Below are 17,725 nucleotides of genomic sequence, written 5' to 3' on the forward strand. Positions count from 1 at the left end.
GACGCGTGGTCTGCGGCTACAACGCCTCCACCAGCCCTGAAAGGACATGCCAGATGCCCCGGCCTATCTATTTTCTGAACGGTCCCAACCTGAACTTGCTGGGCCAGCGCGAACCTGATGTCTATGGGCGGACAACCTTGGCCGATGTCGAAGGCGCTTGCCGCGCTCTTGGCGCGGAACTGGGGCTGGAGATATCATTCAAGCAGTCAAACCACGAAGGGCAGATCGTGGACTGGGTGCAAGAGGCGCGCGGCACGGCGGCGGGCATTGTCATCAACCCCGCCGCGCTGACGCATACTTCTGTCGCGGTGCTGGACGCGCTGAACAGTTTTGACGGTCCGGTCATTGAACTGCATATCAGCCAGGTCCACAAACGCGAGGCGTTCCGCCATCATTCCTATGTCAGCCAGCGTGCAGATGCGGTTATGGCGGGTTTCGGGGTGCATGGGTATGAGCTGGCATTGCGTCACATGGCGCAGCTTTTGGGCTAGGCGAACTATGGCAGCTCATCCCTGTGCAAGCCACAGATAGGCACTATAGGCCAGCAGCAGCGCCGCGCCGCCGCTGCGCCCGACGCCGGAGCGCACCAGCAAAAGCACGGCGAGCAGACCCGACGCCGCCAGCATGACCGGCAAATCCAGCACCAGGAACCGATCTGCCACGGGGATTGGGGTAATGATAGCCGTGGCCCCCAAAATGCCCAGAACGTTGAAAATGTTGGACCCGACAATATTGCCGATCGCGATGTCCGACTGGCGGCGCAAGGCAGCAATACAAGACGTGGCCAGTTCCGGCAGGGATGTGCCGACTGCGACAATTGTCAGGCCAATGAACGCTTCAGACAGCCCGAACGCCTGGGCAATGTTGACCGCACCGTCCACCAACAACCGCGCGCCCAGCATCAGCGCCGCCAGACCAAAGAGCAGCCATGCCAAGGCCTGCCACACGGGTTTCGGCGGCACGGCGACATCAGGCTCGGGCGTGCCACGCGGGGCCAGATAGGCCCAAGCTAGATATGCCGCCAAACCGGCAACAAGCGCCACACCGGCCAAACGGGGTATGACCCCCATCCAGAACAGCGGCAGCAGACATAGGGCGGCGACGATCATCACACCCAGATCACGGCGCAACGTCTGGCCCGTGACCCGAATGGGCCAGATCAGCGCGGTAAGGCCCACGATGAGCAGAATATTCCCGATATTCGACCCCACGACGTTGCCGATCGCAATATCCGGCACGCCGCGCAACGCAGCATCGACAGAAACCAGCAGTTCCGGCGTGGATGTGCCGAAACCGACAACGGTCAGGCCGATCAACATGGGCGGCATGGCGAGCGTTCGTGCAATATCCACAGCGCCGCGCACCAGCGACTCGCCACCAAGCAACAGGCCCAGCAAGCCGGCGCCCAACAGTATCCAGTCCATGAAGATGTCCCTTTGTCTTTGACGCAACAGCCTTCCGGGCCGTTGTCACGCGCAAATGGGAAGCCTGTTGCCGGAAACAAGCCCCGGTCGATTTCGCGCCTCGTTCCGAGGATGATCCATCCTTGGAAACTTATCAACCTTGCGCTGTTTTCGGTGGTCTTGTTTTGCAATTTGCCGAATAATGAAGAACATATTTCCTTTCTAAAGGCACTATATGGCATTTTTCAGGATTTTGTTCCATTTATTGCATTGAAAGCCCAGAGGATGCAGATGCAACATTTTCCGATTTTCCTGAACCTGAATGGCGCGCATGTCGTGATCGGTGGCGGCGGAGAGGCCGCTTTGGCGAAGCTGCGTCTGTTGCTGAAAACAGAGGCCCGGATCACGCTATGCGCATCGGCGTTTCTGCCCGACATCATGGCTTTGCGCCCGCGCGTGACGTTAGTGCACCGTCCGCTTCTGGGATGCGATCTGCATGACGCGCGTCTGGTCTATGCCGCGACGGAGGATGACGCGCAGGATGCGCGCATCCGTGCTCTGGGCCACAAGGCGGGCGTTCTGGTAAACGTGGTCGATAATCTGGATGCGTCCGATTTCATAACCCCCGCCATTGTGGACCGTGACCCCGTGGTCGTGGCCATCGGCACCGAAGGCGCTGCGCCCGTGCTTGCACGCAAGATCAAAGCCGGGCTGGAGAGCGATCTCCCCGCCAGCCTTGGTACGCTTGCCCGCATCGGCAAGGCGTTTCGTCCGATGGCAGAGAATTTGCCCATGGGCGCGGCACGGCGCGATTTCTGGGCCGAATTCTACGACCGCGCAGGACCGGACGCACTGGCCCATGGCGGAGAGAGCGACGTGCGCGCCGTGCTCGATGGTTTGCTGGCCCGCCACATGGCGCAAGAGCCTGCGGCGGGCAAAGTGGATTTCGTCAGCGCCGGACCGGGCGACCCCGACCTTCTGACGCTCAAAGCGCGCAAGTTGCTGGATCGCGCCGATGTTGTCATTCACGACCGGCTGGTGAGCGGTGCAATCCTTGAGCTTATCCGGCGCGAGGCGCGGATCATCGCCGTTGGCAAAGAGGGCTATGGCCCGTCTGTGCCACAATCCGAGATCAACGCAGCCTTGGTCGAACATGCCGGACAGGGCGCGCATGTGGTCCGGCTGAAGGGGGGCGATGCCAGCATCTTCGGACGGCTGGACGAGGAAACAGACGCGCTCGACGCCGCAGGGATCGCGTGGCAGGTCATCCCCGGTGTGACGAGCGCCAGTGCCGCCGCGGCCAGCCTTGGCCAAAGCCTGACACGGCGCGGGCGCAATCGCGACCTGCGGCTGGTCACGGCGCATGACATGAAGGGCTTTGCCGAAGCCGACTGGCGCGCGTTGGCTGCCCCCGGTGCCGTCACGGCGCTATACATGGGCAAACGCGCTGCACGGTTTGTGCAGGGTCGGTTGCTGATGCACGGCGCCAGCCCTGCGATGGATGTGGCGATTGTCGAAAACGCCTCTTGTCCCGACGAGACGCGCCTTCACACCGCCCTGTCCGACTTGCCACAGGCAGCCGCCAACCTGCGCGGCCCCGCGATCATCCTTCTGGGCCTGCCGCCGCGCCGTGCCGCCCAATCCCAAAGCAAAACGGAGCTTGCCTTATGAGCCGCCAATTCACCCCGTCCGTGCTGACCGCCAATGACCTGCTGGAGGGCGATGTGATCTATCTGGATCCTGCCGACCGGTGGGTGCGCGAGCTTGACCGCGCGCGTCTGTTTACCGATGCCCGCGCCGCCGCCGAAGCCTTGGACATGGCCGAGGGCCAGCAGGACCGGCTGGTAGGTGCGTATCTGGCCCCAGCCATCGCCGCGCCAGAGGGCCCGCAACCCGGCCATTTTCGCGAAGCATTCCGTGCGCAAGGCCCGTCCAACTACGCCCATGGCAAACAAGCCCAAGCCTAGCAGGAGCAACGCCATGTATACCTATACAGAATTCGACCACGACTTTCTTGCAACCCGCAACGCGCAATTCCGCGCGCAGGTGGAGCGCCGCTTGTCGGGCGCTTTGACGGAGGATGAATTCAAGCCCCTGCGCTTGATGAATGGCCTCTATCTGCAACTGCACGCCTATATGCTTCGGGTTGCCATCCCCTATGGCACGCTGTCCAGCGCCCAAATGCGCAAGCTGGCCGATGTGGCCGACCGCTGGGACAAGGGCTATGGCCATTTCACCACGCGCCAGAACATCCAGTTCAACTGGCCGCGCTTGCGCGACGTGCCCGATATGCTGGATGCGCTGGCCGAGGCCGGATTGCATGCCATTCAGACATCAGGCAATTGCGTGCGCAACGTCACGGCGGATCACTTCGCGGGGGCCGCAGCGGATGAGATCGCCGATCCCCGGCCCGTGGCGGAATTGCTGCGCCAGTGGTCCACCGACCACCCGGAATTTCAATTCCTGCCGCGCAAGTTCAAGATTGCCATCACCGGCAGCCCGCGCGACCGCGCCGCGACCCGCGCGCACGACATCGGGTTGCGGATGGTCACGCAGCAGGGCGTGCCGGGGTTCGAGGTCAGCGTGGGCGGCGGTCTGGGCCGCACGCCCTTCATCGGGCAAGTGCTGACGCCGTTTCTACCCGAAGCTGACCTGCTGCCCTATGTCGAAGCGATCCTGAGCGCCTATAACAGCTACGGGCGGCGCGACAACAAATACAAAGCCCGCATCAAGATCATGGTGCAGGAATTGGGTGTGGACGAAGTCCGCGCCCGCGTGGACCGGCGGTTCAATGCGCTGCGGGCCGAATGGAAAGGGGCAGACCGCGCTATCCTGCGCGACTTGCAGGCAGAGTTCGCACCGCCAGCATTTCGCACCACGAATACCGGTGCCTATGACGACGCCCGCCAAAACGACCCTGTGTTCCGGTCGTGGACAGAGACCAACCTGCACCCGCACCGTGCCGCGGGCTACGCCATTGTCACCGTCAGCCTGAAAGCGCATGGTGCCACGCCGGGCGATGCGACAGCCACGCAGATGCGCACGCTGGCAGACCTGGCCGAAAGCTACGGCCATAGCGAATTGCGCATCAGCCACGAGCAGAACGTCATCCTGCCGCATGTCCATAAATCCGACTTGCCCGCGTTGCATGCAAGGCTGCGGGCCGAAGGGTTGGCCACGGCGAATATCGGGCTGATCTCTGACATCATCGCCTGCCCCGGCATGGATTACTGTGCGCTGGCCACCGCGCGCTCCATCCCTGTGGCGCAAGATATCGCGCAGCATTTCGCGGCGCGCGAGTTGGATATCGGCGCGATGAAGATCAAGATCTCGGGCTGCATTAACGCCTGCGGCCATCACCATCTGGGTCACATCGGCATTCTGGGGCTGGACCGCGCAGGCGTGGAAAACTACCAGATCACGCTGGGTGGCGACGCAACGGAAGCGGCGGCACTTGGGCAACGCACCGGGCCGGGCTTTGCCCACGATCAGGTCATCCCAGCGCTGGATCGGCTGATGAACGCCTATCTGGCGCTGCGCGACGGCCCATCCGAGACCTTTATCGACACGTTGCGCCGCTTGGGACACGCCCCGTTCAAGGCCGCGCTTTATGAAAGGGATGAAGATGCCCGCGCCGCATGACGACCTATTGCGCCCACTTGCCCATCTGCCCGCGCCCGACTTTCTGGCCCGCGCCGTTCCACGCGTGGGCAAGGTTGCAATGGTGTCCTCTTTCGGGGCGGATTCGGCGGTGCTGCTGCATATGGTGGCGCAGATCGACCGCGCGCTGCCGGTGATCTTCATCGACACGCTGGCGCTGTTCCCCGAAACGCTGGCCTATCAGCGCGATCTGGCGCAACATCTGGGCTTGCGCGATATTCGGCATGTCACCCCCGACCGTGGCGCGCTGTTCACCCACGACCCGGATGCCCTGCTGCACCTGTCGGACCGCGAAAGCTGCTGCCAGTTGCGCAAGGTCGAACCGCTTGCGCGCGCATTGCACGGCTTTGACGGCTGGATCACCGGGCGCAAGCGCTATCAGGCCGAAACGCGTGCCAGCCTACTGCCCATAGAGCGCGAGCCTGAAACAGGTCGCATCCGTCTGAACCCGCTTGCGGCGTGGACTGCGGCGGATATCGCCGCCTATCTGGACCGCCACGCCCTGCCCCGCCACCCGCTGGTGACGCGCGGCTATCCATCCATCGGGTGCCAGCCGTGCACCAGCCCGGTTCGGTCGGGCGAAGACCCGCGCGCGGGGCGGTGGCGCGGATCGGCAAAAACCGAATGCGGAATTCATTTCACGGGCGGCATGATGCACCCCGACAGGAAGGACAGCGCAGCATGAGCGTTCTTGTCAACGACCACGGCTTTGCCCCTGTGGACCACCCCAATGACCCCAACAAAATGCTGGATCTGGGGCCGGAAACCGACCCGGACGCCCTGCCCTGTCCAGCCGAGGGCATCGCAATGGTGCGGGTGGCTTTTCCCAGCGTCGCCGATGGGCGCGGCTTTACCATTGCGCGCAGCTTGCGGCGCATGGGCTATCAGGGCCGACTGCGTGCTTGCGGTCAGATCATGCCCGACCAATACGGCATGGCGCGCCGCGCCGGCTTTGACGAGGTCGAGATAGACGACACCCGCGCGGCCCGCCAGCCGCAAGCAGATTGGCTGGCACGGGCGGACTGGCGCGCGGACAGCTATCAGGCCCGCCTGATGCGGCCGCCCACAAACTGACGCTTTATCGGGCACAGCAAACATGACCGCACGTCTGGAAGGGGCGCGCGGCCAGACCATTCGCAAAACCGTGTTGCCCTTTCAGGCCGAACCCGTTACGCGGCAACGCAGCGAACATGGACCCGGACACAGCTTCGGGTGGCTCTTCCGGCCGCCTATCCGCCGGATAACGACAGAACCGCGGCGCGCGCGCGACTGCCGATCACGGACCCTGAACAGATGATTTCATTCGATGCTTATCGCAGCCAATGGCTGGGCAATATCCGCGGCGACTTGCTGGCGGGGCTGGTGGTCGCGCTGGCGCTTATCCCCGAGGCCATCGCCTTTTCCATCATCGCCGGGGTGGACCCCAAGGTGGGGCTTTATGCCAGCTTTTCCATCGCCGTTCTGGTGGCGATCACGGGCGGGCGGCCCGGCATGATTTCGGCGGCGACCGCCGCGACAGCAGTGCTGATGGTGACGCTGGTCAAGGATCACGGGTTGCAATACTTGCTGGCCGCGACCGTTCTGGCGGGGCTGATCCAGATCGCAGCGGGCATCCTGAAGCTGGGCTTCGTGATGCGCTATGTCTCGAAATCCGTGATGACCGGCTTTGTGAATGCGCTGGCGATTCTGATTTTCATGGCGCAACTGCCCGAGCTGGACCCGCGTGATGTGACCTGGCTGACCTATGTGCTTGTGGCATTGGGGCTTGCGATCATCTACCTGTTTCCACTTCTGACCAAGGCGATCCCGTCGCCGCTTGTCACAATCGTGGTGCTGACCGGGCTGGTCGTGGCACTAGGGCTGGATGTGCGCACCGTTGGCGATATGGGCGACTTGCCCGACACGCTGCCCGTGTTCCTGCTCCCCGACATTCCGCTGACGCTGGACACGCTGATTATCATCTTGCCCTATTCCGTCGCCGTGGCCGTCGTCGGCCTGCTGGAAAGCCTGATGACGCAGAACATTGTCGATGACCTGACCGACACCAAGTCGGACCGCAATCAGGAATGTATCGGGCAAGGGATCGCCAATACCGCGACCGGCTTCATCGGCGGCATGGCGGGATGCGCGATGATCGGGCAGTCCATCATCAACGTCAAATCCGGCGGACGGGGGCGGCTGTCGTGTTTCATTGCGGGGGTTTTCCTGCTGATTCTTGTTGTCGGGCTTGGCGATCTGGTCAGCATCATTCCCATGCCCGCGCTGGTGGCGATCATGATCATGGTGTCCATCGGGACGTTTTCATGGTCGTCCATCGGCAATCTGCGCACGCATCCGCGCTCATCCTCAATCGTAATGATCGCAACCGTTGTGACGGTCGTCTACACCCATAACCTTGCGATTGGTGTGCTGGTCGGCGTGCTTTTGTCGGGCATCTTCTTTGCCGGCAAAATCGCGCAACTGTTCAGCGTACGCTCTGACATCAGCCCCGACGGGCGTGTGCGGACCTATCACGTCGAAGGGCAGTTGTTTTACGGCTCTGTCGAGGATTTCATGAACGCCTTCGATTTCCGCGAAGCGCCGGACCGCGTTGTGATAGACGTAAGCCGCGCGCATATCTGGGATATTTCCTCTGTTCAGGCGTTGGACATGGCTATCCTGAAATTCCGCCGCGACGGCGCAGAGGTCGAGGTCGTGGGCATGAACGAGGCCACCGAAACGCTGGTGGACAAGCTGGCCATCCATGACAAGCCGGGCGCCATGGACACGTTGATGGATCATTGAGAGGGGCGGAAATAATGACTGGGAAGATTATCGCACTGGTTGACGGGTCGATCTATTCGGAGAGCGTCTGCCACCATGCCGCATGGATCGCCAAAGCCACCGGCGCGCCGGTCGAACTGATCCATATTCTGGGCCGCCGCGACGCACCCGAGCAGCGCGACCTGTCAGGCGCAATCCGTCTGGGCGCACGAAGTAAACTGATGGAAGAGCTGGCCGATCTGGACGCGCAGCGCGCCAAGCTGATGAACCACCGCGGCCGCGCCGTGCTGGAAGACGCGCGCGCCATCGTGGACCAGGACGGCGTGACCGACATCACCACCCGCCTGCGCCACGGCGACGTTGTCGAGGCGATTTCCGAGATCGAGGCAGAGGCCCGCGTCATCCTTGTCGGCAAGCGCGGTGAAGCTGCCGATTTCGCCAAGGGACATCTGGGGTCGAACCTCGAACGCATTGTGCGTGCAGCGACCAAGCCTGTCCTTGTCGCCGCCCGCGCATTCCAGCCCATCCGCTCTGTGCTGGTGGCCTATGATGGCGGGCGGTCCGCCATGCAGGCTGTGGATCACATCGCGCGCAGCCCGCTTTTCGCGGAACTTGCGGTCACAGTCGTGACCGTCGGGCCCGAGAGCGCAGAGGTTGCAAAAGGTCTGACCGATGCCAAAGCCCTGTTGAAAGCCGCCGGAATCAATGCTGATACACGCGTGCTGCCCGGCCAGCCCGAAACCGAGCTGGGCAAATTGGTCGAGGCCGAGGGGTTCGGCATGGTTGTTATGGGGGCCTATGGCCATTCGCGCATACGCAGCCTAGTCATCGGATCCAGCACCACGGAAATGGTGCGAAGCTGCAAGGTGCCCGTGCTGTTGATGCGCTGAGCGGCTTGTGTCCACTAAAGCGTTGTGACACATGTTAACGACTAGCGATTGCGCCCCACCGTCCGGACCGAATGATCTGTCTGGCATCTAGGCCATGTCATGCGAAACAGTTTGCACTTTCTGAAAACCAACCTGCGCTGGCTGGGGGTCGGCTTTTTGCTGACCTTCGCGTCGGCCTTCGGGCAGACATGGTTCATCTCGCTCTTCGCGGGCGAGATCAAAACCGTATATGGCCTGAGCGACGGTGCATGGGGCAGCTTGTATACATTGGCCACGCTTGCCTCTGCCGCCCTGCTGTTCTGGCGCGGGTCACTGGCAGACACGGTGCCGCTGTCGCGCCTTGCGCCGGTCATGACGCTGTTGTTTGCGGGTGCTGCGTTGATGATGGCAACGGGCCAGTCGGTCTGGCTGTTGGGCGTGACCGTGTTCCTGCTGCGGTTTTGCGGGCAAGGCATGTTCACGCATATGGCGATGACAGCTATGGGCCGCTGGTTCGACGCTACGCGCGGGCGCGCTGTGGCGATTGCCAATCTGGGCCACCCGGCGAGCGAGATCACGATCCCGCTGCTGGTCGTGCTACTGATTGCCGGCATTGGTTGGCGGCCCACATGGGTTGGCGTGGCGTTGGTGCTTATGCTCGCGATTGCCCCCATCCTGTGGGGTGCCCTGCGCAACGACCGCACACCGCAAGGCATGGCCCATTCCGACAGCATGACAGGGCTGCAAAACCGCCACTGGACCCGCGCCGACGCGCTGCGCCACTGGCTGTTTCCCGCGCTGTTGCCGGTGCTGCTGACACCCGGCTTTATCGGGACGGTGGTGTTTTTTCACCAAGTGCATATCGCGGACGTAAAGGGCTGGAGCCTTGCGCAAATGGCGCCGGGCTATTCGGCGTTTGCCACGGCCACCGTCGCATCGTCCTTTCTGGCAGGCTGGGCCGCGGACCGCTTCGGCGCGCACCGTCTGTTGCCTGTGCTGCTGGTGCCGATGGGCTTGGGCGTGGCGCTGATCGGACCGGCTGAAAATGTCGTTCTGTGGTATGTGGCGCTTGGCGTGATCGGCATGACCCAAGGCACGGCCAGCGCGCTGTGGGGCGTGTTGTTCCCTGCGGTTTACGGCACACGGCATCTGGGCGCGATCCGGTCGCTGGGCACCACGATCATGGTGTTTTCTACCGCGATCGGGCCGGGCATAACCGGCGTGCTGATAGATGCAGGGGTCGATTTTCCCGCGCAGACGCTGGCCATGGGGCTTTGGTGTCTGACTTTAGCCGCAGGTTGCATCTGGGTTGCCCGGCGCTTGGACCGCGAATTAGCCTGACGGACGCTGCAATAGCGCCACGTCCTTGCACGGAATCTCGCATCGCCACCCCCAATCCTGCGCCAGATGACGAAAGGTTGCGTCACGGTAGAACACCACATGCGTGGGGTCCGCGCGGTATTGCCAGCGCTCGAAGCGCGCATCCTCGGTCTGGAAACAGGTCATCACCGCCAGCCAGCCGCCGGGGCGGACCAGCGCGCGCAGCCGCGCAAATTCCGTCACCGGTTGGTGGAAATGCTCGGCCACTTCGGTGCAGGTGACAAAATCATAGGTCTGCGACAATGGCGCGGGGTCAGGCGCGAAGAACGGATCATACAGCGCCACGCGATGCCCCGCCTCTTGCAGCATCGCCGCCAAGGCAGGACCGGGACCACACCCATAGTCAAGGCCCTGCGCCTGCGCCGGTAGTCGCGCCAAAAGCGGGTCGGCCAGTTTTGACAGAAACCGCCGATAGCCCGGATCATCGACCGTATTCTCGTGCGTCAGGTAATAGGCGTGCTCTTCTGCCGCCGTCAGGAAATGCGCAGGGTCCAGAAACCGCGCCTGACAGGTCGGGCAACGCCGGTAGCGCCGCGCTGCCAAGGTCATGAATTCCACAGCGGGACCAAGGCACACGGGGCAGGCCAGATCGGCCCGCCCCGGTGTCGCTTTATCGCTATCCATGGCCACCCCCGTCACATCCATCATCCGCGATAGCGCGGGACTGCGGGGTCAGCAAGCTCAGGCGGCTTTAGCCTGCAAAGCTGCCCCGTCCCAAACACGCCCCGGACGATAGCGCGCGGCCACTTTGCCACCTTCCAGCGCGAACAGGTGCAGCCACCCATTGTCGAACAGCGCCTGCACGTCGGGATGTTTTTGCAGGATATCAGAGATCGCCTCGGTCGGGGCCTCGATCATCACCGATAGGCGCAAGGGTTCATGCGCCAGCGCTTCGCCGTCATGGATGCTCTGCCACGGCAGGCCGGGGCGCAACACGCCGCCATTGCCCTGCACCACCCCGATGCCGCCGACAACATTGTGGATCAACTTGTTACCGCCGCCAAAGGCATGCGGCGCCACGCTGGACCCGTAATATTGAAGGCTGATCCAGCTTGCGACCACGACGGGTGCGGTCAGGATCAGCTCCAACGTGGCAAAGCCCGCATCGTCCTGCCAATCATAGCTGTGCAGAAACGCCCGGCCTTGCAGGTCGGCGTGCCGCGTTACGCCCCGCGGCGCGGCAATAAAGGCCGCACAACCCGCAAGCCCCCATTCGGGCCGCAGTTCCGCCCAGTTGGCGGCGCGCGCGGTTACGCTTTGCGCTGTGGCACCGGGCAGACGCAGCGCCCGCTCGGCCCGTGCCTGCGCGCCCGCCGCTTTCAGCCAGCGGCGGGTTTGCTCCAGCCGGTCTTTGTGCGACTTTGCGGGGCAGTCGTCATAGAGCGTGATTTCATCCGTCGTCGTGTCATGCAAACCGGCGACAAACAGAACATCCTCCGCCACGGTAATCCCGTGCTCGGGCAGCCCGGCGCGCGTTTCAGGGTCATTCAGCAGGATCGCCAGCATCCGCGCCGACATCTCGCCCGTCTGGCCCGCGCAAGCGCCGCAATGATAGGCACTTTCATGCGGATTGTTGGTCACGCTTGCACCGTGGCCCAGCAACAAAACCAAGGGCGCATGGTGCTTGGTCATGCTCATCGCGGTCAGCACCTTGGCACCGATATCGGCCTTTTGTTCGGCGGTCAGACCGCCCTCGATCTGCGGGGCGGGCGATTTTGCCGCTTTCACCCCGTCCAGCCCTAACGCGCCCTTGACCAGCTTCCAGCCATAAAGCGGGCCAGCGGATTCGACAAAGGCGAAGGACGACACCGCCGCCTGCCGGAACCGGCCCCATGCGCGCAATGCCCGCGCCGAAATCCGCGCATCTTCCTCGGCCTTGGGGCCAGCATGGCTGCACGCAGTCAGCGCGGGGTTCAGCAGAACCGGCAAATGGATCTGCGTCTGGTCCGTGCCATGGGGGCGGTGGGCCAGGGGCAACCCGAAGAACCCGGCAAACCCAATGGTGTCGATGGCAGTATCTTGCGCCTCGAACGCGCGGCGGAACACTTCGGACCGCACGTCGATGCAGAACGCCGCCTGCACCTCTGGCCGACCGTTCGTGACGTCCAGCCCGGTCATGGCCGCACTCAGGCCGCGCTGATGCGCGCGCTCGGCGGCCTCTTGCAACACGGCATCGACCACCTGCGCGGGGCTGGGCACCAAGGGCGCGGCATGGGCGGCGCGGGTCTGCACCCAAGGCTGTGACGCTTGCGGGGCAAGCTCCAACAGCGCCTCTTCCCAGACCAGTCGAATGGCCAGAAGGTCGGTAATGGTGCTATCCGTCGTGCCCGCAAGCTCTGCCTGCCACAGCAACCAGCGCGCGTGCTGCGACCAGCCGCCAATATCCATCAGCAACCGGTGGAAAACCTGCTCGGCGACATCCTCGCCCAAGCCCAGCCGCTCGGAGGCGCGCAGGATGGCGCGTTCCGGCGTATCGGGGGCGCTGGCGACATGGGCGCAAAACCCGGTCAGCCCGGCAATTTCGGGCGTCAGGTCATGCGTGGCCCATTCGCGCCACCCGGCAAAGGCCGAATGGCCGGGCGCGGGCGTCCAGAGCGCTTGGCCCCTGTCGAAATACCCAGCCGCCCAAAGCCCGAAGCACCGGTCGATCAACGCGGGCCAATCCGTGCCCGTCGCCGTCGCAGCCAGATGTGCCACCGTGGGCAGCGCGCGCGGTGTGGGGCTGTCGATGGCTAGCTGGGCATGCAACGCCGCCAGATCGGCGGGTTTATTGATGTGGGGGCAGGCCGCCAGCGCCTCTGCCAGATCCTCATCGGTGATCGTGCCCTCAGCCACGGCGCGCGCGTAGTCGGACCGCGCACGGGTGATCCGCACGCCCGCGACCCGCGCCAACCGCGCGCTGGCGGTCGCCAAATCCTCGCCGGTCTGGCCCATGAACGGGTTGACCGCGACCGTGGCTTCCAAAGGAAAAGCCGGTGGGATGTCGCGCGCCGCGGCCTCTGCGGCTTTCAGAATGCCCGAGATATGGGCGGAGCTGAACTGGCTCTGCTTGTGAAACATTGTCTCTTCTCCTGTCATGATGTCAGGCTTTCCGGCCAGCGTGACGGTGGGTGCTCAAACCGCCGATCAGACGGTCCAGAACAGCATTCAGATACAGACCGTTTGCGATGTGCACGCGCAGCCCGGCCGTGGCGGGGTGGTGTGCCCAAAGCGGGAACAGTGCCTGCGCAATCGCTATCAACCCGAAAGAGGCAAGCGCCAGCACGATCAGCGCCCATTCCAGTGCACCGGGCACCGGCGGCGCGGGCAGATGCGGCCCCCAGAGCGCGCCTGCCGCGACATGCAGCGCGAAATAGGCCACCGCCGCAGCAAGCGATGCAAGTGCCGTGCGCTGCGTCAGTGCGCGAGGCGCCGCGTCTGCCAAGCCTTGGGCGACAAGATAGGCCACCCCGAAGATCAGGATTGCGCCAAGCGCCAGTGCCTGCGCCGATTTCGTACCAGCCACGGCACCGAAGCCCAGCGCCACCACTGCGTAGATCGCCAGCGCCAGCAAGAAGGCCCGCGCCACCGCGCCAAGGCCGGGCACCGCGATCGGACCGGGACGGTTGATGCCGACAACCGCCCGCACCGCACCGCCAGAGGCAAGGAAGGCATGCGCCTTATACAGCGAATGCGCCACGATATGCAGCAGCGCGAGCGTCCACAGCCCCAAACCACATTGCAGCAGCATGAACCCCATCTGGCTTACGGTAGACCACGCCAGCGCGGTCTTGACGGCACTTTGCGTCAGCATGACCATGGCGCCGAACAGGGCGGTGAAGCCACCCAACATAACCAGCGCGGCCAAAGCGCCGGGGCTGGCCTGAACGACATCGGCCATACGGATCAGAAGGAACCCGCCCGCATTGATGATGCCCGCGTGCAGCAGGGCTGAAACCGGCGTAGGCGCTTCCATCACCTCTGTCAGCCAGCCATGGAGCGGGAAGGACGCGGTTTTCAGCGCCGCCGCCAGAACAAGCAAACCGGCTGCCAGATGGCCCGCCAGCGGCAGGCCGCCTTGTGCGACGGTGCCGAGAGCGACCACGTCAACGGTGCCAAAGGCCTGCCACAGACACAGCGCGGCCAGCACCAGCGCCGCATCGCCCGCGCCCCAGACAAGGGTGAACTTGGTCGCCGCGCGCCGTGCTTCGGCCCGGTCGTCATAGAACAGCAGAAGTTGCCTTAAAGCCACACCAATGGCGATGAAAGAGCCGATCAGCACCGGCAGACTTCCCGACTGGACAAGCACTAGAACCGCGGCCAATGCGATCAGCATCAGGCCGTGAAAGCGGCCCTCCTGCGCCTCGCCATCCAGATAGCTGCGCGAGTAACGCACCACGACCCAGCCGACAAAGGCCACCAGCAGTGTCATGGTCGCGCTGGCCGCATCCATCCGCAGGGAAAACGCGCCCGTGCCAATGGTTTGGGCGCTGCCCATCCCCAGTTGCACAGCACCCAACGCGGCCAGCGCCAACGCGCCAAGGGCGGCGGCTTCGGCCAGTTGCGGCACATAGGCGGGGCGACGGCCCGGACGGGCGAAGCCCAAGGTCGCCACCGCCAGAACAAGCAGCGGGGCAAGGTGGCCCAATGGCAATAAGGTGGTCATGTCAGCCCTCCATTCCGAATTTACAGCTTTGCGGATAGCACTTGCCAAACTTTCAAAAAATTACATATTATTTGGCTAATTGTTCTATTTTGTGAAACTATGCTCAACCTGCACCATCTGCGCCTGTTTCGCGCCGTCGCGACCGAAGGCACGCTGACCGGCGCGGCGGGGCGGCTGAACCTGTCGCAATCCGCGCTGTCGACGCAGATCAAGTCGCTAGAGGCGGCCTTGGGCCACGACCTGTTCGAGCGGCGCGGGCGCGGGCTGGTGCTGACCGAAGCCGGACGCATCGCGCTGGAACATGCCGAAACCATCTTTCGCACCGCCGAAGACCTGTCCGCCACCTTGCGCGAGCGGGGCCAGGTGCGGCGGGCCTTGCGCGTAGGTGCGCTTGCAACCTTGTCGCGCAACTTCCAGATGCAGTTTCTGGAACCGCTGGTGGGCCGCGAAGATGTCGAGGTTATCCTGCGCTCCGGCAACCAGAGCGATTTGTTGCGGGGTCTGGATGCTATGGCCTATGACGTGGTGCTGACCAATCTTGCGCCCGCGCGCGATGCGGCCAGCCCGTGGCGGGTGCAGCGTTTGGCGTCGCAACCGGTCAGCCTGATCGGAACACCTCTTCGTGCCGCACGCGCGCCGTTGGCCCTGCCAGAGTTGCTGACCTATGCGCCCTTGGTCCTTCCCACGCCCGAAACCGCGCTGCGCGCGGCGTTTGACGGGCTGATCGACCAGCTTGGGATTACCCCGAACATCGCCGCAGAGGCCGATGACATGGCCATGCTTCGCCTCCTGGCACGGGCAGATGCGGGGTTCGCCGTGCTGCCGCCAATTGCCGTGAAGGACGAACTGCGCCAGGGACTGCTGGTCGAGTTGAAACAGTTTGACGGGATTGACGAGACCTTTCTGGCCATCACCCGCACGCGGCGTTTTCCCAATCCGCTCGTGACAGAACTTTTGTCGGTGTAATCAGGTGCAAGCGATCTTGCGCAGCCCCGTGAAAGCGGTTAAATCGCGCGCCAAGGGTGATTAGCTCAGTTGGTAGAGCGCTTCGTTTACACCGAAGATGTCGGGAGTTCGAGTCTCTCATCACCCACCATATACATCATAAAATACAATGACTTAGATAGAGCCCGTGTTGACTTTGTGTAGCACTATGCGGTCTTGATCGTGTAGCAATCTCTCACACTGAAGCTTGCCCGACATGGTCTCATGCACAACGTTCCTGTGCAGTGATTCTGGGAACCGGATGAGCTTTTCTCAACCAGCGCCCCATCCCGCTTGAAGTTCATATCGTCCATTGCGCTGATGCTGCTGATGCTAAGCTTCGCCAGTCACATGACATAGCGCGGAACCAGACCAGCTGACCCCGCGCTTCACCAAAACACACCAGCGCTCGCAATCAGGAAATCCGAAAAGGACGACTAGTTCCCCGCCCATGGATCACGTGCTGTCCAGCAACTCCCGCAGCGCGCGCACCCGCGCGGGCGTGATACTAGGGTCACTTCCACAAGAAATGATCCTGATGAATTCGATCCACGCCTGTTCGTTGCGTGTCAGCTGCTCCCATGACCCGCTTGGGGCCGTCGGAAGCGTGAATATATACGCATCGCTGCTGTCTTCATTCATGCTGACTGGCCCCCCGGGCCCGTGGTCCCATGTGTCATTGCTGTCAAACGAGGATCGCTCATTTGCCGAAAATCCCCCGCAATGCTGCGCGCGAACGCGCGGTGAGACGCGGATCGGTATTGTCGGACGCGTCGCGAACTTCCATCAGCCACCCGATTTCGTTCGCGGTTGCTGGCGTGCCAAAGATATCGATGATGGCTTTAGCTGCCGTTGCGCCCACAGCCTGGTCCAGCGCCATGCGCATCAGATAGGCCGGATCGACTTCAAGCGCCCGTGCGAGCGAGGGCACGCGATCCAGCGGCACCTTGTTCCTCCCAGATTTCAGCAGTGACATGAAATTGGCGTTCACGAAGCCCGCTTCTGCTGCGATCTCAGCTTGGGTTTTTCGGTGTGACAGATCCCGCACGCGGTCCGCTATGAAGCGTGCGGTCGGGGTGTTTTTGTAAGGGTTGGTCATTGGTGTCTCGCTGGTTTTTGGTTGCAAGACTTACTTACCGCAGCAGATCAGAACATTCGGGTGGGGATATTGCACGGATGTTTGGGTCAGCGGCGTGACCGAAGTCTTAGAAAAATGACGCTCTGATCATGGGGATGCAGCCGGTGCCAGCCGGTTGGGGACGCCGCAATCCTCCACCCCCGAGACGATACACAAAGCATCTGGGCTGAAGCTGGCTTCTTGAGACGGTAATCTGATTGAGACATGACAAGCTGGCCAGCATTACATCGTTCGAGCGGCTAAACTTGCGCCAATCTCGGCCCGGACATAAGCTGTCACAGTAAATCGAGGGGTTACAGCCATGGACAGCATGACCAAGCCTTGCATCGGGCACACGCATTTGAAGGTCGCTGACCTTGAGCGTGCGATTGCGTTCTGGCGCGATGTGATGGGCATGAACCTGATGCAACGCTATGGCGATCAAGCCGCGTTCTTGTCATGGGGCGGCTACCACCATCATATCGGGCTGAATACCTGGCATAGCGCCGGTGGCACGCCGCCGGGCAAGCACCATACGGGGCTTTTCCACGTCGCGCTTCTATACCCTTCGCGCAAAGCGCTGGCCGGCGCCGCCAAGCGCGTCGCCGATGCAGGCGTCAACATCTATGGCCATGCCGACCACGGTGTATCCCTCGCGCTCTATTTCGACGACCCGGACGGCAACGGGATCGAGATTTACTGGGACAAACCGCACGCAGACTGGCCTTGGCAAGAAGACGGTAGCCTAAAGATGGGGAATGACCGCTTCGACCTGGGATCGTTCTTGGCGGAGGCGCAATGAATCAGTGCACCGGTCCGCAACAACCGAAGGCACTGGTGAAGAACCGCGTAAATCCAGCGGCATAGCGGAAGCTGGCTGTGTTGGGCAAAGTGGATAGCTCAC

At 62.9% G+C, this 17,725-nt stretch carries 17 protein-coding genes, 1 tRNA gene and 1 other annotated feature; of the genes, 12 read left to right on the plus strand and 6 right to left on the minus strand.

The features are described from left to right. Positions 1-53 precede the first annotated feature (53 nt). On the plus strand, positions 54-491 hold the full coding sequence (gene aroQ, locus ROE7235_RS10685) for a type II 3-dehydroquinate dehydratase (RefSeq protein WP_121095461.1): 438 nt from the start codon (positions 54-56) through the stop codon (positions 489-491). A gap of 15 nt (positions 492-506) precedes the next feature. On the opposite strand, the gene ROE7235_RS10690 is transcribed toward aroQ, so the two are convergent. Further along, complete coding sequence (locus ROE7235_RS10690) at positions 507-1,424, minus strand: calcium/sodium antiporter (RefSeq protein ID WP_121095464.1); 918 nt, start codon at positions 1,422-1,424, stop codon at positions 507-509. Positions 1,425-1,694: 270 nt separating this feature from the next. Here ROE7235_RS10690 and cysG point away from each other — a divergent pair, with 270 nt between their 5' ends. The 8 genes from cysG to ROE7235_RS10730 all read left to right on the plus strand — a co-directional run bounded on the left by cysG (position 1,695) and on the right by ROE7235_RS10730 (position 10,036). Beyond that, entirely contained in the window at positions 1,695-3,074 is a 1,380-nt protein-coding gene (cysG, locus tag ROE7235_RS10695; protein WP_121095523.1) for a siroheme synthase CysG, read from the plus strand. Beyond that, positions 3,071-3,370, plus strand: coding sequence for a DUF2849 domain-containing protein (locus ROE7235_RS10700; protein WP_121095465.1), 300 nt, complete (start codon positions 3,071-3,073; stop codon positions 3,368-3,370). The genes cysG and ROE7235_RS10700 overlap by 4 nt, the downstream gene beginning before the upstream one ends. A gap of 13 nt (positions 3,371-3,383) precedes the next feature. Next, entirely contained in the window at positions 3,384-5,045 is a 1,662-nt protein-coding gene (locus tag ROE7235_RS10705) for a nitrite/sulfite reductase (protein ID WP_121095467.1), read from the plus strand. Further along, a complete protein-coding gene (locus tag ROE7235_RS10710; protein ID WP_183073472.1) occupies positions 5,023-5,748 on the plus strand; it encodes a phosphoadenylyl-sulfate reductase in 726 nt (241 codons plus the stop codon). Before ROE7235_RS10705 ends, ROE7235_RS10710 begins: the two co-directional genes overlap by 23 nt. Then, positions 5,745-6,137 carry a DUF934 domain-containing protein gene (locus ROE7235_RS10715; protein ID WP_121095471.1) on the plus strand — a complete coding sequence of 131 codons (393 nt, stop codon included), beginning with the start codon at positions 5,745-5,747 and terminating at the stop codon, positions 6,135-6,137. Before ROE7235_RS10710 ends, ROE7235_RS10715 begins: the two co-directional genes overlap by 4 nt. Positions 6,138-6,252: 115 nt before the next feature. Continuing rightward, positions 6,253-6,309: a sequence feature (sul1 is cis-regulatory element that is thought to sense ions involved in sulfur or methionine metabolism; They are found in Alphaproteobacteria), on the plus strand. A 47-nt stretch (positions 6,310-6,356) separates the two neighbouring features. Continuing rightward, complete coding sequence (locus tag ROE7235_RS10720; protein ID WP_121095525.1) at positions 6,357-7,847, plus strand: SulP family inorganic anion transporter; 1,491 nt, start codon at positions 6,357-6,359, stop codon at positions 7,845-7,847. Positions 7,848-7,861: 14 nt separating this feature from the next. Continuing rightward, positions 7,862-8,716, plus strand: coding sequence for a universal stress protein (locus tag ROE7235_RS10725; protein WP_121095473.1), 855 nt, complete (start codon positions 7,862-7,864; stop codon positions 8,714-8,716). Between the two features lie 99 nt (positions 8,717-8,815). After that, positions 8,816-10,036: an MFS transporter gene (locus tag ROE7235_RS10730; protein WP_121095475.1), complete on the plus strand. Its 1,221-nt coding sequence runs from the start codon at positions 8,816-8,818 to the stop codon at positions 10,034-10,036. On the opposite strand, the gene ROE7235_RS10735 is transcribed toward ROE7235_RS10730, so the two are convergent. The 3 genes from ROE7235_RS10735 to ROE7235_RS10745 are packed head-to-tail and all read right to left on the minus strand — an operon-like array spanning position 10,028 to position 14,720. Then, positions 10,028-10,699 (minus strand): class I SAM-dependent methyltransferase, encoded by a 672-nt coding sequence (locus ROE7235_RS10735; RefSeq protein WP_220669555.1) that lies wholly within the window; start codon positions 10,697-10,699, stop codon positions 10,028-10,030. The two genes, ROE7235_RS10730 and ROE7235_RS10735, sit on opposite strands and share 9 nt — an antisense overlap. Positions 10,700-10,756: 57 nt before the next feature. Beyond that, positions 10,757-13,135 carry a YbcC family protein gene (locus ROE7235_RS10740; protein WP_121095477.1) on the minus strand — a complete coding sequence of 793 codons (2,379 nt, stop codon included), beginning with the start codon at positions 13,133-13,135 and terminating at the stop codon, positions 10,757-10,759. A 22-nt stretch (positions 13,136-13,157) separates the two neighbouring features. Then, positions 13,158-14,720 carry a proton-conducting transporter transmembrane domain-containing protein gene (locus ROE7235_RS10745; protein WP_121095479.1) on the minus strand — a complete coding sequence of 521 codons (1,563 nt, stop codon included), beginning with the start codon at positions 14,718-14,720 and terminating at the stop codon, positions 13,158-13,160. Between the two features lie 99 nt (positions 14,721-14,819). Here ROE7235_RS10745 and ROE7235_RS10750 point away from each other — a divergent pair, with 99 nt between their 5' ends. Continuing rightward, positions 14,820-15,686 carry a LysR family transcriptional regulator gene (locus tag ROE7235_RS10750; RefSeq protein ID WP_121095481.1) on the plus strand — a complete coding sequence of 289 codons (867 nt, stop codon included), beginning with the start codon at positions 14,820-14,822 and terminating at the stop codon, positions 15,684-15,686. Between the two features lie 54 nt (positions 15,687-15,740). Beyond that, positions 15,741-15,816, plus strand: a tRNA-Val gene (locus ROE7235_RS10755). Positions 15,817-16,160: 344 nt separating this feature from the next. Here the strand turns inward: ROE7235_RS10755 and ROE7235_RS10760 are convergent. Both ROE7235_RS10760 and ROE7235_RS10765 read right to left on the minus strand, forming a co-directional pair. Beyond that, a complete protein-coding gene (locus ROE7235_RS10760) occupies positions 16,161-16,346 on the minus strand; it encodes a hypothetical protein (protein ID WP_121095483.1) in 186 nt (61 codons plus the stop codon). Between the two features lie 58 nt (positions 16,347-16,404). Further along, positions 16,405-16,803 (minus strand): helix-turn-helix domain-containing protein, encoded by a 399-nt coding sequence (locus tag ROE7235_RS10765; protein ID WP_121095485.1) that lies wholly within the window; start codon positions 16,801-16,803, stop codon positions 16,405-16,407. A gap of 340 nt (positions 16,804-17,143) precedes the next feature. Here ROE7235_RS10765 and ROE7235_RS10770 point away from each other — a divergent pair, with 340 nt between their 5' ends. Then, complete coding sequence (locus ROE7235_RS10770; RefSeq protein ID WP_121095487.1) at positions 17,144-17,623, plus strand: VOC family protein; 480 nt, start codon at positions 17,144-17,146, stop codon at positions 17,621-17,623. Positions 17,624-17,725 lie beyond the last annotated feature (102 nt).

This window comes from Roseinatronobacter ekhonensis (assembly GCF_900499075.1).
Classification (GTDB): Bacteria; Pseudomonadota; Alphaproteobacteria; order Rhodobacterales; family Rhodobacteraceae; genus Roseinatronobacter; species Roseinatronobacter ekhonensis.